14 protein-coding genes and 1 tRNA gene are annotated in these 25,823 nt (G+C 38.3%); 1 reads left to right on the plus strand and 14 read right to left on the minus strand.

Annotated features, from left to right (window positions below):
* Nucleotides 1–461: 461 nt before the first annotated feature.
* Nucleotides 462–13,097, minus strand: a complete 12,636-nt coding sequence (locus tag IGI50_RS19290) for a KxYKxGKxW signal peptide domain-containing protein (protein ID WP_438778166.1) — start codon at nucleotides 13,095–13,097, stop codon at nucleotides 462–464.
* A gap of 410 nt (nucleotides 13,098–13,507) precedes the next feature.
* On the opposite strand from IGI50_RS19290, the gene IGI50_RS19295 reads away from it, so the two are divergent.
* Nucleotides 13,508–13,595, plus strand: a tRNA-Ser gene (locus IGI50_RS19295).
* A gap of 62 nt (nucleotides 13,596–13,657) precedes the next feature.
* Here the strand turns inward: IGI50_RS19295 and IGI50_RS19300 are convergent.
* The 13 genes from IGI50_RS19300 to asp1 all read right to left on the minus strand — a co-directional run bounded on the left by IGI50_RS19300 (nucleotide 13,658) and on the right by asp1 (nucleotide 25,807).
* Complete coding sequence (locus IGI50_RS19300; protein ID WP_438778167.1) at nucleotides 13,658–14,287, minus strand: hypothetical protein; 630 nt, start codon at nucleotides 14,285–14,287, stop codon at nucleotides 13,658–13,660.
* A 26-nt stretch (nucleotides 14,288–14,313) separates the two neighbouring features.
* Nucleotides 14,314–15,681: a hypothetical protein gene (locus IGI50_RS19305; RefSeq protein WP_438778168.1), complete on the minus strand. Its 1,368-nt coding sequence runs from the start codon at nucleotides 15,679–15,681 to the stop codon at nucleotides 14,314–14,316.
* A 57-nt stretch (nucleotides 15,682–15,738) separates the two neighbouring features.
* The gene (locus IGI50_RS19310; RefSeq protein ID WP_010744230.1) at nucleotides 15,739–16,107 is read right to left on the minus strand and encodes a hypothetical protein; all 369 of its coding nucleotides are present in this window, start codon (nucleotides 16,105–16,107) and stop codon (nucleotides 15,739–15,741) included.
* A gap of 5 nt (nucleotides 16,108–16,112) precedes the next feature.
* Entirely contained in the window at nucleotides 16,113–17,129 is a 1,017-nt protein-coding gene (locus tag IGI50_RS19315) for a sugar transferase (RefSeq protein ID WP_438778169.1), read from the minus strand.
* Nucleotides 17,116–18,108, minus strand: a complete 993-nt coding sequence (locus IGI50_RS19320) for a helix-turn-helix domain-containing protein (RefSeq protein WP_438778170.1) — start codon at nucleotides 18,106–18,108, stop codon at nucleotides 17,116–17,118. Before IGI50_RS19320 ends, IGI50_RS19315 begins: the two co-directional genes overlap by 14 nt.
* Before the next feature lie 83 nt (nucleotides 18,109–18,191).
* Nucleotides 18,192–18,377: a hypothetical protein gene (locus IGI50_RS19325; protein ID WP_010744227.1), complete on the minus strand. Its 186-nt coding sequence runs from the start codon at nucleotides 18,375–18,377 to the stop codon at nucleotides 18,192–18,194.
* 98 nt (nucleotides 18,378–18,475) lie between these two features.
* Nucleotides 18,476–18,922 (minus strand): hypothetical protein, encoded by a 447-nt coding sequence (locus IGI50_RS19330; RefSeq protein ID WP_438778171.1) that lies wholly within the window; start codon nucleotides 18,920–18,922, stop codon nucleotides 18,476–18,478.
* Between the two features lie 47 nt (nucleotides 18,923–18,969).
* Nucleotides 18,970–19,353 carry a hypothetical protein gene (locus IGI50_RS19335; RefSeq protein ID WP_010744225.1) on the minus strand — a complete coding sequence of 128 codons (384 nt, stop codon included), beginning with the start codon at nucleotides 19,351–19,353 and terminating at the stop codon, nucleotides 18,970–18,972.
* Nucleotides 19,354–19,366: 13 nt separating this feature from the next.
* A complete protein-coding gene (locus tag IGI50_RS19340; protein WP_438778172.1) occupies nucleotides 19,367–20,218 on the minus strand; it encodes a hypothetical protein in 852 nt (283 codons plus the stop codon).
* Nucleotides 20,208–21,653 (minus strand): glycosyltransferase, encoded by a 1,446-nt coding sequence (locus tag IGI50_RS19345; protein WP_438778173.1) that lies wholly within the window; start codon nucleotides 21,651–21,653, stop codon nucleotides 20,208–20,210. The genes IGI50_RS19340 and IGI50_RS19345 overlap by 11 nt, the downstream gene beginning before the upstream one ends.
* The gene (asp3, locus tag IGI50_RS19350) at nucleotides 21,654–22,613 is read right to left on the minus strand and encodes an accessory Sec system protein Asp3 (RefSeq protein ID WP_438778174.1); all 960 of its coding nucleotides are present in this window, start codon (nucleotides 22,611–22,613) and stop codon (nucleotides 21,654–21,656) included. It lies immediately after the preceding gene.
* Between the two features lie 16 nt (nucleotides 22,614–22,629).
* Nucleotides 22,630–24,216 carry an accessory Sec system protein Asp2 gene (asp2, locus tag IGI50_RS19355; protein WP_438778175.1) on the minus strand — a complete coding sequence of 529 codons (1,587 nt, stop codon included), beginning with the start codon at nucleotides 24,214–24,216 and terminating at the stop codon, nucleotides 22,630–22,632.
* Nucleotides 24,209–25,807 (minus strand): accessory Sec system protein Asp1, encoded by a 1,599-nt coding sequence (asp1, locus tag IGI50_RS19360; RefSeq protein ID WP_438778176.1) that lies wholly within the window; start codon nucleotides 25,805–25,807, stop codon nucleotides 24,209–24,211. Before asp1 ends, asp2 begins: the two co-directional genes overlap by 8 nt.
* Nucleotides 25,808–25,823: the final 16 nt, after the last annotated feature.

Genomic DNA, 25,823 nt, shown 5'->3' on the forward strand with positions numbered 1-25,823 from the left:
TTTTTTGGAATACATTTAATAAACAGTTGATTTATCAAAATGGGAAATATAGTTATTGCATATGTTCTTTTACAATCGAGCAAAGGGAAAAATTAACTAACTTTCCTCTTTTACTCGCCTGATTTACCCGATAAGTTTACGCACATCTTTTGGACGTTAGTTTGTATAGGAACCTTTTCCACTTACCGAGCCTTGGTATCATTCTGTTCGTCGAGCCAAGACTTTGATACACGCTTCCCTCAGTCACATATTCACAAATGCCACCTTGCTTTTCTCAAGCGATTGGTCGATGTGTACCCTCGCAGTGGACTTTCACCACCTAATTAGTTGCTTTGCCTGGCACACTATAAAAAATCCAAAGGAAAATTTCCTTTGGATAAAAAGCCGTTTTCAATTATTGAGTAAGGTATAGAGTTCAATTATTGATCAATTGAACCCTGTACCTATTTCATTTATGAATATTAGTCTTTTTGTTCTTCATCTTTCTTTTTCATTAAGGCAATTGCTGCAAGGACACTTGCTAACCCAACGAATGAAAGTTGTAAACTTGATTCAAGTGATTCACCAGTTTTCGGATATTCTTTTCCAGAAGAACTTGTTCCACCTGAACTCGTTGTGCGTGATACTCCCCCTGAAGAGGCTAATCCAGAACCACCAATTTGTGATTTTGGCGTTGATCCTGTAGTACCTCCACGACTACTTGTCGACGTGCTTACAGAAGTCGGAGCAATCGCACTCATTGAAGCGCTGCTACTCATACTTGCTGACTCGCTTGTACTTAAGCTATTGCGCGTACTATCGCTAGTGCTTGCTGACGTGCTACCGCTATAGCTTTGCGATTCGCTTCTTTCACTTGCACTAATTGAGGTACTCAAGCTTGTACTGTCACTGTTACTAATGCTCGTGCTGATTGAGTTTGAGTCACTGATTGACGTACTCATGCTCGTGCTTTCGCTTATGCTTGCTGACGTACTTCCACTGTAACTTGCTGATAGACTCGCACTTTCACTATTGCTTGCGCTTGTGCTATCCGACCTTGAATCACTGATTGACGTACTATCACTTGCACTGTCGCTCGCGCTTACTGATGTGCTGCCACTATAGCTTTGCGATTCGCTTCTCTCACTTACACTGATTGAGGTGCTCAAACTTGTACTGTCGCTATTACTAATGCTAGTACTGTCCGATCTCGAATCACTAATTGATGTGCTTGTGCTTGTACTATCACTAAGACTAGTACTCGTGCTTGTTGAGTTTGAATCACTGATTGAGGTACTCAAGCTCGTGCTTTCACTTGTGCTTGCTGACGTACTTCCACTGTAACTTGCCGATAGGCTTGCACTTTCACTGTTACTTGCGCTTGTGCTATCCGATCTTGAGTCACTCGTTGATGTGCTATCACTTGTACTTTCACTTGCACTTACTGACGTGCTGCCACTGTAGCTTTGCGATTCGCTTCTTTCGCTTGCGCTAATCGAGGTACTTAAGCTTGTGCTTTCGCTTATGCTTGCTGACGTACTTCCACTATAACTTGCTGATAGACTCGCACTTTCACTATTGCTTGCGCTTGTACTGTCTGATCTGGAATCACTGATCGACGTGCTATCACTTGTACTGTCACTCGCACTCACTGACGTGCTGCCACTGTAACTTGTTGACTCGCTTGACGAATCACTCACACTTGTCGAAATAGATTCACTGATTGACGCACTGATACTTGAACTTTCGCTGTTACTGATGCTGGTGCTGATTGAATTCGAATCACTTAGTGATGTGCTTAAGCTACTGCTTTCACTATCACTTACGCTGGTGCTTTCTGATCTTGAATCACTGATTGAAGTGCTATCACTTGTACTTGTGCTCGTACTTACTGATGTGCTGCCACTGTAGCTGGTTGATTCGCTTGCCGAATCACTCGTACTTGTCGAAATAGATTCACTGATTGATGCACTGATCGAATCACTGATACTTGCACTTTCACTGTTACTGATACTGGTGCTGATTGAGTTCGAATCACTTAGTGATGTGCTTAAGCTACTGCTTTCGCTATCACTCACACTTGTGCTTTCTGATCTTGAATCACTGATTGACGTGCTATCACTTGTACTGTCGCTCGCACTTACTGATGTGCTGCCGCTGTAACTGGTTGATTCACTTGCCGAATCACTCGTACTTGTCGAAATAGATTCACTGATTGATGCACTGATCGAATCACTAATACTTGCACTTTCACTGTTACTGATACTTGTACTGATTGAATTCGAATCACTTAGTGATGTGCTTAAGCTACTGCTTTCGCTATCACTCACACTTGTGCTTTCTGATCTTGAATCACTAACTGACGTACTATCACTTGTACTATCGCTTGCACTTACTGATGTGCTGCCACTGTAACTGGTTGACTCGCTTGCCGAATCACTCGTACTTGTCGAAATAGATTCGCTAATTGACGCACTGATTGAATCACTGATACTTGCACTTTCACTGTTACTGATACTGGTGCTGATTGAGTTCGAATCACTTAGTGATGTGCTTAAGCTACTGCTTTCGCTATCACTCACACTTGTGCTGTCTGATCTTGAATCACTGATTGACGTGCTATCACTTGTACTGTCGCTCGCACTTACTGATGTGCTGCCGCTGTAACTGGTTGATTCACTTGCCGAATCACTCGTACTTGTCGAAATAGATTCACTGATACTTGCACTTTCACTATTACTAATGCTGGTGCTAATTGAGTTCGAATCACTTAGTGATGTGCTTAAGCTACTGCTTTCGCTATCACTCACACTTGTGCTGTCTGATCTTGAATCACTGATTGACGTGCTATCACTTGTACTGTCGCTCGCACTTACTGATGTGCTGCCGCTGTAACTGGTTGATTCACTTGCCGAATCACTCGTACTTGTCGAAATAGATTCACTGATTGATGCACTGATCGAATCACTGATACTTGCACTTTCACTATTACTAATGCTGGTGCTAATTGAGTTCGAATCACTTATTGATGTGCTTAAGCTACTGCTTTCGCTATCACTTACGCTCGTGCTATCGGATCTTGAATCACTGATTGACGTGCTATCACTTGTACTGTCGCTGTTACTGATACTTGTACTGTCTGATCTGGAATCACTAACTGACGTACTATCACTTGTACTATCGCTTGCACTTACTGATGTGCTGCCACTGTAACTTGTTGACTCGCTTGCCGAATCACTTACACTTGTCGAAATGGATTCACTGATTGATGCACTGATTGAATCACTGATACTTGCACTTTCGCTGGTACTAATGCTGGTGCTGATTGAGTTCGAATCACTTAGTGATGTGCTTAAGCTACTGCTTTCGCTATCACTTACGCTCGTGCTATCGGATCTTGAATCACTGATTGACGTGCTGTCACTTGTACTGTCGCTGTTACTGATACTTGTACTGTCTGATCTGGAATCACTAACTGACGTACTATCACTTGTACTATCGCTTGCACTTACTGATGTGCTGCCACTGTAACTTGTTGACTCGCTTGCCGAATCACTTACACTTGTCGAAATGGATTCACTGATTGATGCACTGATTGAATCACTAATGCTTGCACTTTCGCTATTACTAATGCTGGTACTAATTGAGTTCGAATCACTGATCGACGTGCTATCACTTGTACTGTCGCTCGCACTTACTGACGTGCTGCCACTGTAACTGGTTGATTCACTTGCCGAATCACTCGTACTTGTCGAAATAGATTCACTGATTGATGCACTGATCGAATCACTGATACTTGCACTTTCACTATTACTAATGCTGGTGCTAATTGAGTTCGAATCACTTAGTGATGTGCTTAAGCTACTGCTTTCGCTATCACTTACGCTCGTGCTATCGGATCTTGAATCACTGATTGACGTGCTATCACTTGTACTTGTGCTCGTACTTACTGATGTGCTGCCACTGTAGCTGGTTGACTCGCTTGCTGAATCACTCGTACTTGTCGAAATAGATTCACTGATTGATGCACTGATCGAATCACTAATACTTGCACTTTCACTGTTACTGATACTTGTACTGATTGAATTCGAATCACTGATTGACGTACTATCGCTTGTACTGTCGCTCGCACTTACTGATGTGCTGCCACTGTAGCTGGTTGATTCACTTGCCGAATCACTCGTACTTGTCGAAATAGATTCACTGATTGATGCACTGATCGAATCACTGATACTTGCACTTTCACTATTACTAATGCTGGTGCTAATTGTGTTCGAATCACTTAGTGATGTGCTTAAGCTACTGCTTTCGCTATCACTTACGCTCGTGCTATCGGATCTTGAATCACTGATTGACGTGCTATCACTTGTACTGTCGCTCGCACTTACTGACGTGCTGCCACTGTAACTGGTTGATTCACTTGCCGAATCACTCGTACTTGTCGAAATAGATTCACTGATTGATGCACTGATCGAATCACTGATACTTGCACTTTCACTATTACTAATGCTGGTGCTAATTGAGTTCGAATCACTTAGTGATGTGCTTAAGCTACTGCTTTCGCTATCACTTACGCTCGTGCTATCGGATCTTGAATCACTGATTGACGTGCTATCACTTGTACTTGTGCTCGTACTTACTGATGTGCTGCCACTGTAGCTGGTTGACTCGCTTGCTGAATCACTCGTACTTGTCGAAATAGATTCACTGATTGATGCACTGATCGAATCACTAATACTTGCACTTTCACTGTTACTGATACTTGTACTGATTGAATTCGAATCACTGATTGACGTACTATCGCTTGTACTGTCGCTCGCACTTACTGATGTGCTGCCACTGTAGCTGGTTGATTCACTTGCCGAATCACTCGTACTTGTCGAAATAGATTCACTGATTGATGCACTGATCGAATCACTGATACTTGCACTTTCACTATTACTAATGCTGGTGCTAATTGTGTTCGAATCACTTAGTGATGTGCTTAAGCTACTGCTTTCGCTATCACTCACACTTGTGCTGTCTGATCTTGAATCACTGATTGACGTGCTATCACTTGTACTGTCGCTCGCACTTACTGATGTGCTGCCGCTGTAACTGGTTGATTCACTTGCCGAATCACTCGTACTTGTCGAAATAGATTCACTGATTGATGCACTGATCGAATCACTGATACTTGCACTTTCACTATTACTAATGCTGGTGCTAATTGAGTTCGAATCACTTAGTGATGTGCTTAAGCTACTGCTTTCGCTATCACTTACGCTCGTGCTATCGGATCTTGAATCACTGATTGACGTGCTATCACTTGTACTGTCACTCGCACTTACTGATGTGCTGCCACTGTAGCTGGTTGATTCACTTGCCGAATCGCTCACACTTGTCGAAATAGATTCACTGATTGATGCACTGATCGAATCACTGATACTTGCACTTTCACTGCTACTGATGCTGGTACTAATTGAATTCGAATCACTGATTGACGTGCTATCACTTGTACTTGTGCTCGTACTTACTGATGTGCTGCCACTGTAGCTGGTTGATTCACTTGCCGAATCACTCGTACTTGTCGAAATAGATTCACTGATTGATGCACTGATTGAATCACTGATACTTGCACTTTCACTATTACTAATGCTGGTGCTAATTGAGTTCGAATCACTTAGTGATGTGCTTAAGCTACTGCTTTCGCTATCACTCACACTTGTGCTTTCTGATCTTGAATCACTGATTGACGTACTGTCACTTGTACTGTCGCTCGCACTTACTGATGTGCTGCCGCTGTAACTGGTTGATTCACTTGCCGAATCACTCGTACTTGTCGAAATAGATTCGCTAATTGACGCACTGATTGAATCACTGATACTTGCACTTTCGCTGGTACTAATGCTGGTGCTGATTGAGTTCGAATCACTTAGTGATGTGCTCAAGCTACTGCTTTCGCTATCACTTACGCTCGTGCTATCGGATCTTGAATCACTGATTGACGTGCTATCACTTGTACTGTCACTCGCACTTACTGATGTGCTGCCACTGTAGCTGGTTGATTCACTTGCCGAATCGCTCACACTTGTCGAAATAGATTCACTGATTGATGCACTGATCGAATCACTGATACTTGCACTTTCACTGTTACTGATACTTGTACTGATTGAATTCGAATCACTGATTGACGTACTATCGCTTGTACTGTCGCTCGCACTTACTGATGTGCTGCCACTGTAGCTGGTTGATTCACTTGCCGAATCACTCGTACTTGTCGAAATAGATTCACTGATTGATGCACTGATCGAATCACTGATACTTGCACTTTCACTATTACTAATGCTGGTGCTAATTGAGTTCGAATCACTTAGTGATGTGCTTAAGCTACTGCTTTCGCTATCACTTACGCTCGTGCTATCGGATCTTGAATCACTGATTGACGTGCTATCACTTGTACTGTCACTCGCACTTACTGATGTGCTGCCACTGTAGCTGGTTGATTCACTTGCCGAATCGCTCACACTTGTCGAAATAGATTCACTGATTGATGCACTGATCGAATCACTGATACTTGCACTTTCACTGCTACTGATGCTGGTACTAATTGAATTCGAATCACTGATTGACGTGCTATCACTTGTACTTGTGCTCGTACTTACTGATGTGCTGCCACTGTAGCTGGTTGATTCACTTGCCGAATCACTCGTACTTGTCGAAATAGATTCACTGATGCTTGCACTTTCACTATTACTAATGCTGGTGCTAATTGAGTTCGAATCACTTAGTGATGTGCTTAAGCTACTGCTTTCGCTATCACTCACACTTGTGCTTTCTGATCTTGAATCACTGATTGACGTACTGTCACTTGTACTGTCGCTCGCACTTACTGATGTGCTGCCACTGTAGCTGGTTGATTCGCTTGCCGAATCACTCGTACTTGTCGAAATAGATTCACTGATTGATGCACTGATCGAATCACTGATACTTGCACTTTCACTATTACTGATACTTGTACTGATTGAATTCGAATCACTGATTGACGTGCTCAAGCTACTGCTTTCACTATCACTTACGCTTGTACTATTGGATCTGGAATCACTGATCGACGTGCTATCACTTGTACTGTCGCTCGCACTTACTGATGTGCTGCCACTGTAGCTGGTTGACTCGCTTGCCGAATCACTCGTACTTGTCGAAATAGATTCGCTAATTGACGCACTGATTGAATCACTGATACTTGCACTTTCGCTGGTACTAATGCTGGTGCTGATTGAGTTCGAATCACTTAGTGATGTGCTTAAGCTACTGCTTTCGCTATCACTTACGCTCGTGCTATCGGATCTTGAATCACTGATTGACGTGCTGTCACTTGTACTGTCGCTGTTACTGATACTTGTACTGTCTGATCTGGAATCACTAACTGACGTACTATCACTTGTACTATCGCTTGCACTTACTGATGTGCTGCCACTGTAACTTGTTGACTCGCTTGCCGAATCACTTACACTTGTCGAAATGGATTCACTGATTGAATCACTAATGCTTGCACTTTCGCTATTACTAATGCTGGTACTAATTGAGTTCGAATCACTGATCGACGTGCTATCACTTGTACTGTCGCTCGCACTTACTGACGTGCTGCCACTGTAACTGGTTGATTCACTTGCCGAATCACTCGCACTTGTCGAAGTAGATTCACTAATTGATGCACTGATTGAATCACTAATGCTTGCACTTTCGCTATTACTAATGCTGGTGCTGATTGAATTCGAATCACTGATTGAGGTACTTAAACTACTGCTTTCGCTATCACTTACGCTTGTACTATTGGATCTGGAATCACTGATCGACGTGCTATCACTTGTACTGTCGCTCGCACTTACTGATGTGCTGCCACTGTAGCTGGTTGACTCGCTTGCTGAATCACTCGTACTTGTCGAAATAGATTCACTGATTGATGCACTGATCGAATCACTGATACTTGCACTTTCGCTGGTACTAATGCTTGTACTGATTGAGTTCGAATCACTTAGTGATGTGCTTAAGCTACTGCTTTCGCTATCACTTACGCTTGTACTATCAGATCTGGAATCACTGATTGACGTACTGTCACTTGTACTATCGCTCGCACTTACTGACGTGCTGCCACTGTAACTTGTTGATTCACTTGCCGAATCGCTCGTACTTGTCGAAATAGATTCACTGATTGATGCACTGATCGAATCACTGATACTTGCACTTTCGCTGGTACTAATTGAATTCGAATCACTGATTGACGTACTATCGCTTGTACTGTCGCTCGCACTTACTGATGTGCTGCCACTGTAGCTGGTTGACTCGCTTGCCGAATCACTCGTACTTGTCGAAATAGATTCACTGATTGATGCACTGATCGAATCACTGATACTTGCACTTTCGCTGGTACTAATGCTGGTGCTGATTGAGTTCGAATCACTTAGTGACGTGCTTAAGCTATTGCTTTCGCTATCACTCACACTTGTGCTATCGGATCTTGAATCACTTACACTTAGACTTTCACTTGTGCTAATACTTGTACTGATTGAATTTGAGTCACTGACAGATGTACTTAAGCTGTTACTATCACTAAGTGAATCAGAAGTAGACTCGCTTGTACTTTTACTATCACTTTCACTTATCGAAATAGACAACGATTCAGAATTGGAAATACTAATTGATGTGCTTTCACTGTCTGATAAACTACCGCTTTCGCTCTCACTATCACTAAGTGAATCAGAAGTAGACTCACTTGTACTTTTACTATCACTTTCACTTAGGCTTTCACTTATCGAAATAGACAACGATTCAGAATTGGAAATACTAATTGACGTGCTCTCACTGTCTGACAAGCTGCCACTTTCGCTCTCACTATTGCTAAGTGAATTAGAAATGGACTCACTTGTACTTTTACTATCACTTTCTGACAAGCTTTCACTCACTGAGAGAGATAGTGATTCAGAATTGGAAATACTCTCCGATGTACTATTACTATTCGAAGTACTATTGCTCTCACTGTCACTTAAGGAATCAGAAATAGAGCTGCTATCACTCTCACTATCACTGTCTGAAATACTTTCACTCACTGAAAGAGATAGTGATTCAGAGTTGGAAATACTTTCGGATGTGCTGCTACTTTCGGAGATACTTTTGCTTTCACTTTCTGAATTAGAATTTGATTCGCTTTCTGATATAGATTCCGAAATTGATAAACTTTCGCTTTCTGAGTCTGAATTCGACTCACTTTCTGAAATTGAAGCCGATAAGGAATCACTATCACTGTCTGAATTAGAGATAGATTCACTTGTAGAAAGCGATTCAGATGTAGACTCACTTTCACTGTCTGAATTAGAGTCAGATTCACTGTCTGAAATTGAAATTGACAACGATTCACTCTTAGACACAGATTCGGAGGAAGAAATACTTTCGCTTTCTGAATTAGAATTTGATTCACTCTCTGATATAGATTCCGAAATTGATTCAGACGTGGAGTCTTCGGATTCTGAAATTGATTCACTCTCTGATATAGATTGTGAAAGTGAAGTGGATTCACTATCTGAATCTGAGTTAGAAATAGAACTACTTTCGCTCTCTGATCTAGAAGTAGACTCACTTTCTGATGTTGACGTTGATTCAGACACAGGATCGACCTCATAATTTACAGTGAAGGCTTGTGGTGAACCATCCGTTGAAATACCATTGTTTGAAGTTGTATCAAACAAACTGTTATTTGCCAAAGCCTCAGCTAATGTCGCATAAACTTGTCCATCTGGACCAGTCACTGTATAGATATATCCATTTCTAACTAAATCTGCATCCGTTACACCTAAAACAATTGTCCCATTGGAGACACCGGCTGCACCGTATTGTCCCTCAGAAACACTCGTCGGTAATTGGTCATAAGGATTACCGGTTGCTGGATCAGTAGCTGGTTGGGTATTAGAGATGACCCCAGCCAATTGATAGTCAGGATACAATGTGATAGTTAAAGTTTGTGGTTCGGCATCTGTTGTATTGGTTCCATTCGCTGTAAAGTCAAAAATAAATGTACCATTTGCATCTGCATAATAACCTGCCTCAGTTAGATAACCGTATACCAAATCCGCATAACTAATTTCAGTTCCTGATGTTCCATTAATCGAAACCGTTGGAACTTGACCTACTAAAGGAGTCCCATCTGAATTAACAAAAGTTACGTTAACGGTTTGAATATCTGCTACAACATAAATTGTAACCAAAGTAGCATCTGTTCCAACAGTTGTTGAAGTTGGTTGCACAAAACCATTCAGCTCAGCCCCAGTTGCATAATGATACCCTGAAGCTACATTAGTCGTAGTATAGTACGTATCTAACCAATCAATAATATTTCCATAGTTCGCAGGTGGTAAGTTCGTCCCCGACGCTTCTTGTCCTGAGCTCAAGTAATCCGCGGATATCACCATTCCTGTTTTAGCATCTACGTATTGATATTGAACATTATTATTTTCAACACCATAAACGTAAATATTGTAAACATATTCTGTGCCCTCCATTGGAACAATGGCCACGTTCGCCTGTCCATAAGCATCACCATCATCAGCCGTTGTTGTGCTATCTCCGCCACTTTGTTTATCTACCAATGCAGAAGCTGGAACTTGGCTTGCGATTGCCCACATATAATTCGGCGGCATGTTTGTTAATGCGTAATCTTTATTTACTAAGTTAATATACTGCCCAATGTAATTCGCATCTTTGTCGATAGGAACGTCAATTGTTTTAATGACGTTTCCATACTGATCTACATAATTAACTTTTACAGTACCTGGATCTATGGCTACAGTTGCTAATTCGCGAGTACTACTATCAACAATATTAGATGTAGTTATGTTTCCAGCAGTATCCTTAATAGTAGTTGTACTTCCTGAAATAGTCATTTCAGCAAATTTATTATTTCGATTTCCATTAGGTGTCGCTGCTTGTGAATCGCTCCCTTGCCAGGTACTAATTTGTGAATTATTCATGGTAAATGTTCCCGCTCCAGTGAATATTGCACCATTAGTCACCGCTCCAGAGCTCGTTAATCTCGCTAAATGTAGTGCTTTCGGAGAGATAAAAATGATTTTCGAGCCACTATCTGTACGAACAACGGTATTATTATTCCACTGTTGCAAGTCTAAAATAGTCCCTGCATTAAAGGTTACTGTAGAATTATTTGTTGCATACAATGAATTATTTCCAACTGTTCTAGTTGCAGTCATTTTCAAATTTTGACCGAATGTAACTGTACGTCCACTTCGATTGCTACCAGTATAACGATCTAAGTCCAACAGCATTTGAAACCCATCTTGTGTCCAATTAACATTGTCCCCTACTAATATTCCGTTATAACCGTAATAAACTAGCGGATAGTTATTAGAATTATACGTACTTAATTCATTACCAATAATTGTCGCACCGTCTCCGGCTGTAAACGTATGGTCAAATCCTGTATCTGCTGCATTATTAGCCCTAATTCCCATAAAGTAGAACATAGAGTAACCAGTTGTGCCCACTGTTCGATTTAACTCGACATGTGCCCCATTAACTATCTCAACTTGACCTATCTGCATTAACTCTTGTTTTACGTCAGCCTTAACTGTACCCGAAAGAGTAACCTTGCTGTCTTCAGCATCTAATAAACGACGTCCTGAATCACTAGTGGTAGTGCCACCATTTCCTTTAAGGATTACATTATTAATATTGAAATTCCAATAACCATATCCGCCAGTCGCGTTTCGTGAATCAATTACTCCATCGGCCGCTGTACTATCACCACTATTAGTCCCACTTTGCCAGTGGATCAAATTAATATCGGTAATAGTAAATATTGATCCTCTCGTTGTGGAAGACGTACCCACATTAAACGCTGCACGCTCCATGTTTACAGTATGTCCGCCACCATCTATGATTATTCCGTTTTGACGCCAACCTAAATCTCGAACAGCTACGCCAGATTCTGCAGAAAAATCAGCAGTTACTTCAATATAGGTTATAGAATTATCCCCATACGCTGCTTTTAACGTCGCCCAATCATTTACCGCCGCATAGGTTCCATTAGCTATAGCTGTTTGTTTGTATGCCTCCTTATTTGTAACCTGATCAGAAGCTGTTACCGTAACAGAGGTCGGATTTTTAGGTGTTTGCCCACTGTTAATCGCATCTTCAAAATCCTCACGATTGATATCTGGATCTGAGGAAACATTGATTTTCGTAGACTTTCCATTAGCTCCTCGAACGGAGAAATACGCAATTAAGTCATTGGCAGCCGCATATTTTTGTGCGGCATGAATTAAAGCAGTACTTGGTGCCACCCCGGTTTTCATAGTAAAAACGAGTTCCTTCGTTGCTGAATCAACTTTTACTTCTGTACCATTTGGAGTAATTTGATCAAAAAGTTCTTTGGCCTTATTAGTATCGGTTTTACTTTGCTCTTGAACAGAAGGTTGCTTACTCTTTGCTTCATTTAATGAATTTGTCGCACTTCGTTGAACAGAGTTGCTCATTGATTCGGACAAACTGGTTGAAACCCACATACTAGAAGATTCTGAACTTTTCATAGAATCAGAAATACTTGTTGACTGCTTTTCATCCAATGCAGCAAGCTCACTCGTTGAAATCGACTCACTAACTGAAGTAGATTGACTCGTCGAATCCGACAAACTAATTGATTCAGATACGCTCATTGATTCGGATAGACTTTGTGACTCGGAGGTCGTTTCTGATTCTGTTTGACTCTCTGACTGTGTCGTACTTTCTGATTCTATTTGACTTGATAATTCTGTAGTGCTCTCAGATTCCACTGTAGTTGAATTTGTGATATTTTCCGAATCTACTACAGCTGTACTATCTTGGGTAGATGAAGCTGGAATCTGAGCGGTATTCTGGTTAGCGAGTACCTCATCTGTATCAATTTCCATACCTGTATCATCAGGACTAGTGGATGTTGCATGTGCATCTGGTGTGATTAAAGTACTAGCTCCTAGCACACTAGTAAAAGCAGTAATAGTAGCAAACATCCAATGTTTCCCGCTCTTGTACATCTTGTATCGCTCTTTTTTATTCGATCTCAAAAGCTTATACAAATTATTTTTACGACTCATAATTAAGCACAACTCCCCTTTCTTCTATATAATTTTGTTGTGTTTCTCCGTGGTGCTGAAGGAATTATCTCACAGAACATTATAAGTAGATTAAAATGTATCAATATTGGGAAATAAGTTTTTTATCTAAGAATATTATCCCTAACTTTCTATTGATTCTAATTAATAGATAACTAATATTTTAAATGTGATTCATTTTACGAAAAAAATTTCATCAATAAAAAATAATCTTCCATTCCAGAATAGTAATAACATTTTCTGCTAAAACAATAGTAGTTCTTTTTTTTAGCGAACTAACAAAGGTATTCATAAATGAAAAAAAAATTAAAATAACATAAACTTTATTTTTTAGATATCTGCTGTGTTGTTGACTAGTCCAACTTTTTTTGCTTATAATAAAATAGTCGATTGGGGAAGTACTCAAGTGGCTGAAGAGGCGCCCCTGCTAAGGGTGTAGATCGTTAACACGGTGCGAGGGTTCAAATCCCTCCTTCTCCGTAATCTGATAATTATATTAAAAGGCCCGATCCTCATTTAGAGGATCGGGCCTTTTAATATAACTAATGGCTAACATTTAGTGCAAAGGTCGCCACTCGTTGATCTCCTGAAACAAAATCAATTTCAACTTCATTGAAATCAGAACCTATTACTGGTAACTCCCAAAAAATTTGAGTGGTACTCGATTTTCCTTTAGGAACCTCATCTTGACCTTTTTGCTGATTTACTGGTGTCAATCGTTTGCCATCTTTCGAAAAAGCTTGAAAAGATTGCAAGTAGGGCAAAAATGGAGTGTCCATATCAATATTTTTATACTCAATTGTCACTGCAACCATACGCTCGATATTATAGTTTTCCAATTCCCTCATTCCTTTAGGAAAGGAAGAAGGTTTCGTGGTGGCCTCCACAATTTTCATTTCAGCCAACTTATTCTCTCCATCGCCAAACTCAATGCTTTCATTATTCGAGAAAGTTTTTACCTCCTCTGTGAAGCGTAAATCCTCATTTGTTGATTCTTCCTTCTTCAACGGTTTGTTTTCTGCTAGTTTCTTTTTTAGTTTAGAATTTTCAGTTTTTAAATGTGCTACTTCCTTTTCCAAGCTGGAATTTGCTGTAGTGGACCACTCGGAAGAACAGCCTGAGAGCAAAAAAATCGATACTAGCAACCAACTAATTACTGATTTCTTTATCATTTCAATTAAACGCCTCATTCTACGACCTATAAAGGATTGTCATCAAATCCAACCAATGAACTTAACAGGTCAGCTTGTTCTTTTAAAATATCTGCTACTTCATCTGTAGTTTCTGTTGGTTTTTCTTCAAGCATAGTCTCGCTGATAGAAGCTGGCTCCACTTCTTGATCGCTTACCGTCCCTAAGTCTGAATCTCCTTCATCAGACACCGATACAATACTTTTTTCAGTTTTCGTATCATTTTCTTCTGAATATTCTGAATCCGATAGCGATAAAATTGTTTCTGATTGCGTCTCTTCCTTGCTCTCATGACGATCGCGAAAGTTGTCTCCTAAAAAAATCGTTCCAAAACTATAAATCCCACATGCACTTTTATTGTCTAGCTGTACACAATTTAAACCAAAGCTTTCTAAGTACCGGTTCACACTTTTTTGATTAATAATCCCTGATTCCAAATCTCTGATAATGACATTATCTGCATACTGAACATCACTATCCTTTGTTAAATAAGACAATACTTTCTTCGTTTCCTCATTCGTTTCCTCACGTACCAAATCAGTCAAATCGATTTGTTGGCGGCCGTTAACAACAAGCAGTGATTCACTATTTGTAATAACGTTATAAACCATATCTTTATCAATTTGAAGCGGACGTTTGTCCGTTTGAACACAGTTTGTCTTATATTCCTGTACGATACGGTCTGAGAATTCATAAATACCATGTGAAATATTTTCGCTTTTAATTAATTCTCCATTATCATACACATCGCATTTTACATGGTGGTCACTCACGTCGATGACATAGTTAAGACCATCAAACACGCGAACTTTTCCTTCATCATGTTTATAATACTGTCCGTGTTCAATTTCCAATATTGAACAAAAGGTTTTTGGCACAAGTACAGCTTTTTCTATAATGATAGATAGCTTTCTGCCATCTACAGTGGTCTCAAATGATCCTTCAAAATGCTGTTCATTTTCCATTAATTCCTTTGAACTTTTAGAATTTACTCCTATGAAAATGGAACACTTAAGCTGATCTTCTTCCACTTCATCAAACAGATCACGACGATTTTTCGCTAGATAGGAAATGGCGCTTCTAACTAGATTAAGCGAATCAACTTCTTCTATTTGTTCAAGAACATCTCCAAACGTATGATAGGCGTTTGTCCGTCGACTCTGCCTTTTCTTGATCCCCCATAAAATGGTCTCGGACATGTCGGGTAGTTTAATCTCACTCCCTTCTATATCTGTTGTCTGATTGTTAAAAAAAGACGGTTTCCAGGAATTTTTTTTTACTCCTGAATACACTGAACTAAAAATCTCTTTATAATTTGTGCTAGATATCCCCACTCTAAACTGATCAATATCTAGTGCTATTATATTCTTCACCATAAGCTCCTCCAATAGTCTTTATTACGCCATTCCATTCTTAAAACAACTAACTTCTTATTATTCTGACGCTAAAATTGATGCAGAAAGAGTTCGCAACTGCTCCTCCTGCTTTTCAATCATTACCGAGATCGTTTCAACATCTTTTACCATTTCTTCTACTTGGTCATAGCAGGCAGTGAAGCCATTAATGTAGCAACAGAGTTCATCAATTTTAGTGTATTCTGAAGCTAATAGATCAATGCTTTCTCTCACTTGAAAAAAATTATCCAAAGTTATGTTCTTCATAGTTTTTATTTCTGAAATTAGTTCTGTTAAATCACTGATCTTTACATCTCGAACTTCAACGAGCGTATCGATACGTTGTAGTAGTTCATTTAACGTAGCTTTGCTAGTTTCAAGCTCGTTTTCTAAGCCTATCATCGTCATTCTATTTACTCCATTTCTTTAAGAAGAATATCGTGCTCTACTTGAATTAAAACTTGTTTTGTAAAAAGTCCTTCTCTTAATAGACAGCCGAATCGATTCACCCGTTGCTTTAATTGTTTTAACTCATCCTCTTCAATGCCTGCCATTAATGGATCAATCTCGGACAACGAACTGATGGCAAAACCTAGTCTGTATTTCACTACAAAATCTGCTATCGCTGAATCCTGCCACACAATTACAGGAAGACCTAACGCCAAATACAATGAAACCTTATGCGGCGAATTGTACTTTGTATATTCTTGATAGTTTCCTCCCTGGAATAAATCGTTGTCCCAAGCAATTCCAAATCGGTCCTTTGGTATTCGTCTAAGTAACTCAGGCTGAGAATACACACCTTTGTAATTTACCGTCTCACCCAAAGGAATATCGCCCTTAAGCCCAAAAGCATCAATTCCTGTTTGATATCTCCAGTCTTTTAAAAATACAGACTTCTGTAGATTTCCTGCGAAGACAAGTGAACGATTAAGCGAAGAAGTGAACAGTATCTGATGCTCATCTATTAAATAATCAAATAGTTCTTTTTTTATCATTGGCGTCAAAATGCCAAAACTTCTTAGCTTATTTTCCATCTTTTCTCCATGTGTAATAAGCATATCTGCTTTATTAAACAAATGAATCTCTTTTAGGAAACTATTATCCCTCAGCAGCTCAGAATCATGGATCAATAAAACAAGTCTTGCACCTCTTTGCTTTACTCGATCAACAAAGGTTTGCTCAAACTGAAACTGATTATAGCTAGGATATTGATAGACAATTAAATCTCCTTTAGCTACTCCAGCTGTAATTCCATCAATTCTTGCTGTCAGGGCTCTTTCATCTTCTCGCTCATCGAAGTAACGATAGATGTACAGTTTGTTATAACCAATTGACTCAGCTACGGTCGCTACATCTCCTCTAGCTTTAGAAACTGAATCGACAGACTGGCCTTCCACAATATAGGTTACCCACTTATTCAAAGACACATTTCTCCTTGATAGTTAAATTTTTGAAGAAATCAAATTCATTTCTTGGTAAATAAAAGGACGAATTAGCCATATCGGACTTGATTTTTTGAATGACGACATCCTCACTAGAAATATCTTTCTTTACATATAGATAAGCTAAAAATTGAAAAATTTCTTTTGTTTGCAGATTTTCACCATGCTGTTGCTTTAGAATTGATGTCGCCTTATTCAACAACTTAATCGCCTGTTTATGATTGTTCATATCCACAAAACATAAAGATAAGTCAATCACACAGCCAATAAGAATATCTTTCCACTCATTTGACTGATTTTTCAAAAATTTCTTCAGTATGCTATTTTCTAGGATAATACTTTCTTTCTCCATCACTGAATTGGAACAAGAAAAATTCAGATTCACCCGTAAAGTTGCTAAATAAAGCAAAATATCAAACATTGTGAAGTAATCAATAGATGAAAAATAATCGGCAATTTGTTTTACTTCTTGACTAGAATCATTCCCGTAACAACAATGCACTACTAAATCGGCATACGTTAATATAAGCTTATAGGAGATATTATCTTCACTAGCATTACGAAATTTTTCTAACGATTTACGGAGCGTTAAAAACTGTTTACACTCTCGTTCCTTGTTCGATAGAGAGGTATAAATTACTAATCCCAACATTTGAATCTGTTCATCTGTAGAAGAAACAAATAGGTTTAATAATTCTCGATCTGACATATTTAAAACTTTTTTTAGTCCCATCACCAATTCAAGCGGTAAATCTGTTTGATACCGCAGCCATCGGTAATATCTAGATTTTGAAAGATTAATCTTTCTTTCTAGTGTTCGAATTGGAATTCCTTTTCTTTTCCGTATTTCTTCGATCGCTTCTCGATCAATGTTTACCGCTACAACCGAGTTTTGTGGTTCGGTCAGAGTTGGATTCATCGTATTAATTAATCTGCAAATGCTCAAAAGACTACTTTTCATCATTCCACGCTCCTCAGACTCAACAGTAAAACTATTTCTCCACTTATCGTCTATTCTTTTATCATGCAAAAGGATTAATTACATACTTACCTTCCAATTGACTCAATCAAAGAATAGACAAGTGATCCTAAGATAACACTGGACATAATTACTGAAATAATAATAGTCAGCAATTTAGAATGTTTGTCCTTATCCTCAGCATTATCTATAACCTTATTGCTTTCCTGCTTAAATTTTTCTTCTATCTCTCGTGATAACTGATCTTTTTTCATTTGCTGCCCTCCTAAAAAATCTTCTCTAAAAGGATATAAAATTTGTTGAGAGGGATCCTTTTTAGAGAGTTCCATTTTCACTGTATCGAAAAAGGACCCTATGCTTCTCCAAGTACCTGTATATTTTCACTTAATTGAGCAATCTGTAAATTTTGATCAGTGGTCTTTTCTATAATTTTAGAAAGAGCCTGCTCACTTTCTACAAAAAAGCAACGTTTCAAAACATCTTTTTCCGTCTTAAATGACACCGAAATTGTTAAATAAATTTCCTTCAACAAAAGATATTCATCCATGTATTCTTTATGAACCTGATTAAAACACTCCTTCATCGTTTTAATAGTTTCAATAGTTGTGTCTGATTGATTAAGCATGTTCGTCATTTCTTGATGCAGCTTTTGTAACTGATTCACCTTATCATGCTGCTTAGTGACTATATCTGACGCATTTTTCTGCTCCGTTGCAAAATCTAGTAAGGACGATGAATGCTTTTCTATCATTTCATTCATACTTAATAAAAGCTCGTCTGCTGGTATCACTGTATCCATTATTTTCTCTCCTTCATGTCCTCAAAAAAAGCGTTTAACCTGAGGGGCTATTTTTCTATTTCATTCACGATACTCAAAATAATTTTTTCATTTTCGTTAATAACGTATTGCTTAGCGATGATCTTTTCGGTATCATATGAGACCCTCAACGTTAACAATATTTCTTGTAGTGCTGCATATTCTTGTTTGTATTCTTCGAAAAGACCATTAAAATCTGTTTTTAGCTGTTTAATTTGATCAATCGCTGCTTGGCTACCAGCTAATTGCTTGATTTGTTCGTTGATCGCCTGCATGATTGTTAATTGTTTCTTTTGCTGCTCTAGCAATGTTTCTGCTCTCTCTTGTTCCTGATCAAAATTTAACAGCGAATCAGGATTTTCATTGACTAGCTCTTGAATCTTCTTGAAAACTTTTTCTGCTGGAATCGTCATAGTTAGAAACTCCTTAATCAATAATAGTTACTTTATCTAAACAAACATTTTTATTTGTCAATTTTTGGTACTGTGTTTTTAACATCTTTACTTCTTTGATATAAGAAATCCTATTCTCAAGTATGCTCAATAAGTTTTCCTTAATATCACCGGTATTAGTAAAGGGAGATTCGCTCAAATAGAGCACATTGTCCGACTTTGTTTGGGACAACGAAAAAAGTTCCAATCCCATATAAGCGATCGACACACGGTCTTCTTCAGTAACAATATTTGCTACTTGATCCGCTAAAAACTGGACAAGACTGCTATATTTATTAGAAACCTTTCCTGTATTTTTATCTCTTATAGTCACTAAGTTAATTTGTCCCTCATAAAAAAAATATTGGACAATCGGATGTTGCTGACTATCAAAAAAATCAATTTCTTGGACAGCGTCGTTAAAAAAATGAATATTGCTATAAAGTGCTCCGTCATCTGCATACTCTTCAATGAAATCTGTCGTACCATCCCTATTCAGATAGTTAACTTCTTTCACATGGCGGCGTGTTTCTGGGTACGTCACGACCTGTCCGATTTCATCTCCATCATTAATTACAGAGATACTACGATCTTCATTCATATAAACTTCCGCTGTTGAAACTGTTGGAATTTGATTAAAAAAGAGAAAGGCATCTGAATGATGGTTTCGTTGAGTGAGATGATCTAAAAGATTTATTCCTTCAACGCCTTCAGATTCTTTTAACTTGTTAAATGTCGGGCTAGGAGAAAGTGAAATAACTTTTCCCTTATTAGTAATTAATCGCTTTTTTTGGCTTTGCCAGATATTATTTGTTGGTTTAATTACACTCACTAACTCATAATCCATTGATAAGCTCCTTCCATTGGTTCGCAATAATTGAATCCTGATAGTCCCTAACCGATATTCTTGTATTGTTGACTATTTCTTGATGATTTGCCTTCAGCAATTGAAGAATTCCCTCCTTCAGTTGTTCACGGCTGTATTCTTCATCTGTACGAGAAAAATCCTTTAAATATCCATTCACTCCGTTTTTTACTAGTTCTAACGCGCCGAATCTCGCTTTAAAAGTCACAATCGGCAATCCTGCATCTAATGCTTCAATATACGTTAGGCCAAACCCTTCAGAATAAGAACCAGAAATAAAGGCATCGTAATTTGGATAGACTTGAATTATTTGATTGGAATGTCCCTTTAGTTTTACAAAAGTCTCCGCCTTCATTTCTTTGATTACTTCGCGCAACTTATTATCTTCTCCACCCTGACCATAAATATCTAAAGAAATCATTGGAAATTGTTTCCTAGCATCACAAATCGCTTTGATAACAATATCGATATGCTTTTCTGATGCCAGACGCGAGACAGTGATAAACTTCTGAATCGGTTTATTTTTGAAAGGTTCGCTTTCTTGTTGAATAGCCTGATCTCGGATGCCTCCAACTGGAATCGCGCAAATTTTTCCAGTTTCCTTGGGAAAATCTATTAATAAATCTTCCCTTTGAAGTTTTGTAGCCACAACGACTCGATCAACCATCCCCATATGCGTCAATAGATACTCATAATAGTTATTCCATAATGGGGCAGAAGGAACATCCCGATCTGAGAGATGGTCTGCATGAATAATTTCAATAATATTTGTTCCCTCAGGCTTATGATTAAATAATGCCGATTCAGCTTCCTGCCCACGATCAACAAAATAATTTTTGACTCCTGAAAATTGTTTAGCCAAACACTCAAAGAAGAAACGCTGCAGCAATACTTCTGTTCGGAAAAATAAATGTTCTCCTTCGAAATCAAAAAGATGGATATTACTGATCAGCTTTCCTCGGTGTTTATCATCGATGTATTCAAACATTACTTTTCTTTCCGACGTTTTATAATCAAATATTTCCGTCTTATACGTGGAGACTAATAATAAGTTTTCCTTTTTTTTACTTGGCGATTTTTCCAAATGTTCTACAATAAACATCCCAGACGATGTGATTGTCTCTTTCGTCCGATGTGTATTTGTAAAATCTAGAAGAATCTCCTCTTTGTGTTCATATGTTTTTGTTGCTCCTTTTTTTAAATACTCATTTCCAAAAACAAAGTATTCCCACATGTTAATGACTTTGTTATCTGGTATACGCCAAGCTTCCATGGCTTCGTGTAGATTTTTTACCAGCTCCACAAATACATATTTATATGGAAGCTGAACCTTTTCGAAACATTTTGCTCGATAAAACTGTGCATGCTCCACACCAGAATTTCCAATCCCCATTGCTTTATTTATAAAAAAGTTCATTTATCCTTCCCTCCTGATCGTGTTTTTCTGACTATTTGCAGAATCACGAGATGTGGACATGTCCACAAACGACGAATTTCTTTTCTTAATCGAAACAATTGCCTGTAAAATAGTGGTTTGATAATGATTCAAAAATGCTTTTTCCTTCAAAAGAGCAGAACGATTCTCTGTGTTTATTGGCATCTCGTGCATTTTGCATCTAGGTATGAGTTTTTCTAATATATATGGTAACGCTCGATTTTTATGATCCAAATTATTGAAACGAAGACCTCTGTTAATCTCAATCGGTGAGCTTTTAGGGATTGATTGAAGTCGATCCACTACATAGGTTGCTGCTTCTAGCCAATCGCCTTCCGATTCATTACTCAATAGAAAAAAATAATTTCTGTACTCGTTTATCTCTAAACTCGTCACGTACCTTGAATTTTTTAAAACAACGACCGTCGTCTTTAATCCTTCATAGGAATGCTTGGCTTTAAAAAAAAGAACACTTAAATTCTTGTTTAATTTGAAATCATATTGTTCCTTGAGCGGCTCGCTAAAAATCAATAAATACTTAAAAATAATAAGCTCATGTTTTTTATTGACCAGCTGAACCTTGTACGTGACAGCGTTCTCTGGATAAGTAAAGTTTCCTGTTAAATCTTGAAAATGAACTTTATCAATTAAATCCTGATTGACATCAAAAAATTCAATGGTCAATTGACCTGCATCAGCATTATCAAACTCTGCCTCCAACACTATTCTGTATTCCTTTCCGTTCATTAAAATAGGAAGCATAGGCGACTTTCGATCTGCGTGGTATTCCGTTTTTGACTGCCATACTTTTATAGGCGTTCCTGCGGGCATAAATGGAGAAGAAAAACGAACAAAATCATTTTTTAACAGCTCTATTCTAGCTCCGTAATTATAATTGTCACTAAAATCAGTTCCCCACTTTATCATGTAAAAATTTTCCAAGACCTCACCCCGCTTGTTATTCAAAATCATCCATGATTCTTTGGAAACTATTGAATAAGATATTTCGATATTGTTTTAAAAACCACTTATTTATTCCGGTACTATTATCGTTATGTCTGCCGGTTAGCCCCTTGTACAACACTCTGGCAGTAGAACGGTTCTCTTTTAATACCTTAAAAAGTTGCGGAAAGGCATCCTTGTCATAGTCATCCTGTTTCATATACGCCACTGCAAAAGTAGTATGACTATAATCTCCAGCAGAAAACTTATCCCAGAACTTTTTATTCAATCTTTCTGCCGCCTGGATGGATGATTCTCCAGTATTGTAAAAAAGCATGTCTAAAGAAGTTGGAAACCCATTCGGTCTTAAAACGCGTTCATTCAATGCAATTGTTCCAATATTGGCTAATGGTTTACCGATAATGACACTATTCGGTCTTAAATCACTTGCATAATAAAGGGCACCAAATGTTCCCATAGATAAGCCAGATAAAATGAGGTCCGCAGATGTAAATCCTAAAAGCTTTAATTTATCCTGAATAGTCTCGACAATTTTCTGTTCAAAGGCCTTACTGCCTAAGTAAAAATTTCCACCTTCTAATCTAGGATCTGCAATCAACATATAGGGGCCTCCTCCCATGCTGCTCATCATCCTTCGCCCTTCAAATCCTTCCGCAGGTCGATAACCTGAGAAGTAAACGGCTAATGGTGGTTTCAAATCTCCCGCATTAAAATAGTAGAAAACTTCTCCCGTTAGATTTTCTGAATCAATGATTTTTTTTCCACCAGGAATCATTGAACTACTATCTGCTAATGCTTTCCGAACGTGTACTTGACTAACTCGAAGTTTTCCAGTACCTCCTCGCGCATACAAGGAAACGTTAATATACGTATTCACCTGCTCCTTAAAAGTAACTTTTTCTCCTTGCTGAAGCCGAGCTAATGGAACTTCAATCACTTGAACAACTTGCGAAGTATTCTCTTTCACTAGAAATATTTTGAATAATAGTTCTATTTCTCCTGAAAGAACACCTACCTCCGAAAAAAACTCCATTTTTTCATCTGCTTTGATGAGATTTGTCATCTTCCAAGAAATTACTTGTCGAAACTCTTTTGAAAAATTTCCATTTAGCTCCACGTAGGAATTTCCACACTTTTGGATAGTTCCATCAAAATTCGGTTGCACTTTGATAAAGTCATTTGACAATTTATAGCCGGATTGTCTAACTAAGTACTGTTGATTGATAAATTGAAAAACCTGGCCCATTTCCTTCATTTCAACAGAAATGGCTTGCTTTAAGGTCAGTATTTTTTCTATTTCACTCGAAATAACTGCCTCGTTGTCGTAAAAAATTTGATAAGCAGGCAACTGTACTAATAAATGACTATTTGATACAAGAAGTTCCGCATGCGATTCTAAAATAAAAATAGCTCTTCCAAAAGCTGTGTTAAACTGACCCTCAATAAATATCCCTGTCTCATTTTCATCTTGAGAAAAATCATAATTACTAGGCAACCACTTGTATTGAAATTTGGAGGACAGCTGATCTACATTCTCTGCTGCTTTTTTTCCGATGTGAAAAAGATTAATTTTCTTAGCCATTCAACGCCTGCCTCCATTTTTCTAGTATGATTTGTGGACTAAAATCCTCAATTATCGTTACATTTTTAACTAACGCATTGTTCCAGTTACTTAAATTTTCTAAAAAGTAACTCAATGCTGGTTCTAGTTCAGAGATTCTCCTTATAATACGACCATTTTTATAGTCTTCGATAAAATCAGTTTTCGCTTTCGTAATCTGAGGGATCCCTGCGCTGATCGCCAATGACTGCATCTGTAAATCGTATTTATCACTGATATCGATATAAAGTCTTGTTCTCTGAAAATCATTTCTAATGGACAAAAGTGTTGGCTGAACTCGAAATTCGATTCGATTATAAACATCAATTGCTTTTACCAAATTTTTCCATAAATCCGTTTTTCGAATTTCTTCAATAGCAAGTTCATCTGCCTTATACAAATGCTTCGTCCTTTTAGCTTCAATAAAGTGTGCTGCTTTTTTAAAATCTTCAGACTCACTATCGACATCAAAGTAACCATCAATAAAATCTTTTTGAAGTTCCTGAAATTTACTTTGATCAAGTATTGTGCTCACTTCGATAATTAAACTGTACTTGGTATTGCTGATTAGGTTCTTAATCAAAACCTCATTTGCTTCAAATAAAACATCCGATAACTGAGTTGCTCGCCAATACATAATCAGCTGCGCAACTGAATTACTCATTCCTAAATCCAATTCGGTATTGAACATTGGAATAGTATGAATTGAGGTGTTGCTTAATGCTGGATAAGCTTTTCTTACTGAAAGTAGCTCTCGATGCTTGGCGGATGTGTCTGTGACAATTGACTTTGCAGTTTTCATGCAATTTATAAAAAGTTCTCTATTATACTCACGAAGAACGTTGTCATCTGAGACAATTCGAACAAGTGATTCTTTCTCCTGAAGAACCTGTGTCGCTTTAAGTACATCCTCGTCCGTCGTTGTGAGAATCTTCTTGTCATTCTTTTTGTTTTTCTCAAACTCTATTTGCAGAACAGCCGATACGACCTCATCCATTGTGAAAAATTTGGTCTTTTTCAATTGATCGTTTCCTGCTTCTTCGATGATTATCTCCGGATTATCACCTAGGAGCTCTGTGACTGTTTTTTCACCGTACTCATTGAAATACTCTCGTTTATATATTTTATTTGATTTTGATGCGAATTCTTTTTGTGATAAAAACCCACGGTCATCGTAATAATCAATGAAGTAGCCATCTGATTCAAAAAATTTCACACGCTCAATACAGCCATACTTGTTATAGGTTACTTCCCCATAGGATTGATTGTTTTGAAGAAGCACCATCCCAAAAGGGGTATAGACACTTTCGACATCCTTTGGAAAGCATAAGTCCTCTATGCTCAGTGGATGCCCTTCTTCTAAGGAAACGTTTTGAATGACATCATAAGCTCGCCAGTAGCAGTCAGAAAGCAATGAATACTCCTGCGCCTTATACCTTAAAAAGGGCAGATAATTCAATAAAAATAATTTGTATTGCTCGCCACTTTCTGCAAAAAGTCTTGTAATATTTAAAATCCGGTCATTCTCTAAATTATTGTCCGCCTGTTTCCAATTCGGGATTAAGTAAATCATGAATTTGTACACTCCT

This window comes from Enterococcus sp. DIV0170 (assembly GCF_051710765.1).
Taxonomy (GTDB): Bacteria; Bacillota; Bacilli; order Lactobacillales; family Enterococcaceae; genus Enterococcus_A; species Enterococcus_A raffinosus.